The sequence below is a fragment of the Leisingera sp. F5 genome, assembly GCF_001593695.1.
Genome location: NZ_LUKH01000392.1, coordinates 1 through 2,604, shown reverse-complemented (window position 1 = coordinate 2,604; position 2,604 = coordinate 1). Strand labels below are relative to the sequence as shown.

The 2,604-nt window shown below is 68.2% G+C and carries 3 protein-coding genes; all 3 read right to left on the bottom strand.

Translation table 11 applies throughout. From position 1 onward, the window contains the following. On the bottom strand, window positions 1-305 hold a 305-nt coding region (locus A2I95_RS30800), incomplete at its 3' end, for a GntR family transcriptional regulator (RefSeq protein ID WP_291735956.1). Window positions 306-415: 110 nt separating this feature from the next. Continuing rightward, window positions 416-2,248 (bottom strand): adenylate/guanylate cyclase domain-containing protein, encoded by a 1,833-nt coding sequence (locus tag A2I95_RS30795; protein WP_291735954.1) that lies wholly within the window; start codon window positions 2,246-2,248, stop codon window positions 416-418. 85 nt (window positions 2,249-2,333) lie between these two features. Beyond that, on the bottom strand, window positions 2,334-2,604 hold a 271-nt coding region (locus tag A2I95_RS30790; RefSeq protein ID WP_291735953.1), incomplete at its 5' end, for a M48 family metallopeptidase.

The following is a 2,604-nucleotide window of genomic DNA, read 5'->3' as shown; positions in this document are numbered from 1 at the left end:
CGGCTGGACAGCTCCACCTCCAGCAGCGCACGCAGGGCCGCCAGCTCCTCAATCCGTTCATTTGTCAGTTCTGGCGTTGATACCCGCCCCGAAGAGGACAGGAACAGCGCGCCCTCGGCGGCCAGCCGCCGAACAGCCTCGCGCGCAGGCGTCATCGAGACGCCAAACTCGCGGCCGATACCGCGCAGCGTCAGCGCGGCACCGGGGGTGATTTCACCATGCATGATACGGGTGCGCAAAGCGCGGTAGACGCGATCGTGGGCTGGGGCGGCAGCGTCCTGGGGAGAGCGGGCAGTCAGGTTCATTCCCTCAAGTGATCACAAATTGCGCCGCGGTCAAGCGGACAGATCCGCGCGTGTGATCACGGCCAGCGGAAACAGGCGCGGATCACGGCCCCTAGGTCCGGGGCAGCACGTCAGGGGCGGCCAGGCAGCCCTGCCAGGCTGAACCCGGTGCGCAGCCGTTGCAGCGCACTGCCGGGCCCGGCCCCGGCACCATAGGGAAAGGCGCCCGCTGCCTGATCCAGTGTCAGCCCTGCGGCCTGCAGCTGCGCGCAGGCGCTGCCAGCCTCTTCAAAGCGGCCAAGCGTGGCCAATCCCGCGCAGCGCACCGCCTGGGCCAGCTGCGCCTGGGGGTCCAGCGCCAGCGCCGCACTGGCAGTGTCAACGGCAGCCGCCTCTTGCCCCGCATCAAACAGCATCGACGCGCGCAGGCTGTGATAAAGCGCAGACGGCACCGGGTTGAGCCGCAAAGCAGTGGCATAGGCGGCCTCGGCGGCGGCACCCTGCCCCTCCACCTGCAAGAGCCAGGCCCGCAGCAGATGGCCATCTGCATCGTTCGGGAAAGAGCGTTCCAGCGCCTGCGCATGGGTCAAGGCGGTGTCCGGCGCGCCGCTGAACTGCGCTGCAAGAGCGCGGATACGCAGAGTGCCCGGTGTTTCGGGCAGCCCCTCGAGCAGCCGCGCAGCCGATGCCGCGCGCTGCGGCAGGCCGGCCAGCGGGCCGGTCAGAATATCCAGGTCAAGCTCTGCCTGCAGCACAAGTGCCTCTGCCAGCCCAGGGGCGAGTTGCAGGGTCTGATGCACGGTTTGCCTGGCCTCTTGCTGCCGTCCAGCCGCCAATTCGCTGCGTGCCGCTAGCAGCTGTATCAGCGCCTGATCCGAAACCGGCGCCGCCGCAACCCTGCCCACTGGCAGACTGAAGGCGCCGAGAATGTCTGCCGCCACCGCAGGTGCCAGCCCGGACAGGCTGGATTGCGGGCGGGGCGGCAGGGCTGCCTGTCCGGACGGGCTGCGGATATCCAGCCGGATCCCCTGCAATGGAGCGGCAGGCATGTGGCCGCTGACCAGAAACTCTGTTCCCAGCAGTTTCGCCGCCTGGTTCTGCGGCAGTCCGGCCGCCGCCCGGCTGCTGGCCGGGGCCACCACGGCCAGGCCGGGAACCGCGGCAAGAGCGCGGATCACCTCGCCGGTGAGCGCCTGGGCCAGTTCAGGAGATGCCGATGCCGCCGTGAAAGGCAGCACGGCAACCAGAGGCCGCGCCTGCTCCGCCCCGCTGGCGGCCTGGCCCGCCCCATGCAGACCCGGCATACCCGCCGCCCACCAGCCGCCGCCCGCCGCAGCCAGGATCGTAAACGCAGCCAGCGCCAGCCATACAGGCCGCCCTGCCCGCCGGCGCGGCGGCGAAGCTGCCTGGACCGCTTTCTCTGGTGCAGCGACCGGGTGCAGACCGGGCAGCGAGGTCAGCTCGTCGCCGAGCACATATACCTGCACAGGCTCGGGAATGTTCTTGACCTCATGAAGGCCCAGGTCCTCGAACGCATAAGGAATGCGGCCCCGCACCTGGCCATATGCTTCAGCCGACAGGGCCACCCCGCCAAGCGGTGCCAAAGCCTCCAGCCGGGCGGCGATATTGACATCGTCGCCATAGATATCGCCCTGGGCAATCAGCACTTCACCCAGAGTGATACCGATCCGAAGCTGCAGATGCCGGTTGCGGGCGGCGGCGGCCTGGATCCCGGCTGCCGCCTCCACTGCCGAGATCACGCTGGGAAAAATCGCCAGCACCCCGTCGCCCATCAGCTTGATGATCCGGCCCCCGTGGCTGCGGATCGCCGGAGCAATCAGGCTTTGCTGCTGCGCCAGAACCTGGTTCAACGTGCGGGCCTCATCTTCGGCCATCAACCGGCTGAAGCCAGAGACATCCAGCACGAAAATGGCAGCAAGGCGTCGTTGCGGTTTGTCTGACACGGGCAAGCCTCAAGAACCGGGGAAACTGGAAACAGGTACCTGCCAAGAGGTTAGCCCGCGCATCGGCAGGGTCAAAGCCTTGCGGCTATTCGCCGAACCGGTAACGGTGCAGGCCGGCGCCGTTTTCGCGCAGCCAGCTGCGCGGCGGCTCGTATTGGCCATAGAGGCGTTCCACCACCGCCCAGAATGCTGCCGAATGGTTCATTTCCTGCAGATGCGCCACCTCGTGGGCGGCGACATAACGCAGCACTGCGGGCGGCGCCAGGATCAGCCGCCAGGAATACATCAGCCCGCCATCGGCGGTGCAGGACCCCCAGCGCGACCGGGTGTCGCGCAGGGTCAGGCGACTGTAACCC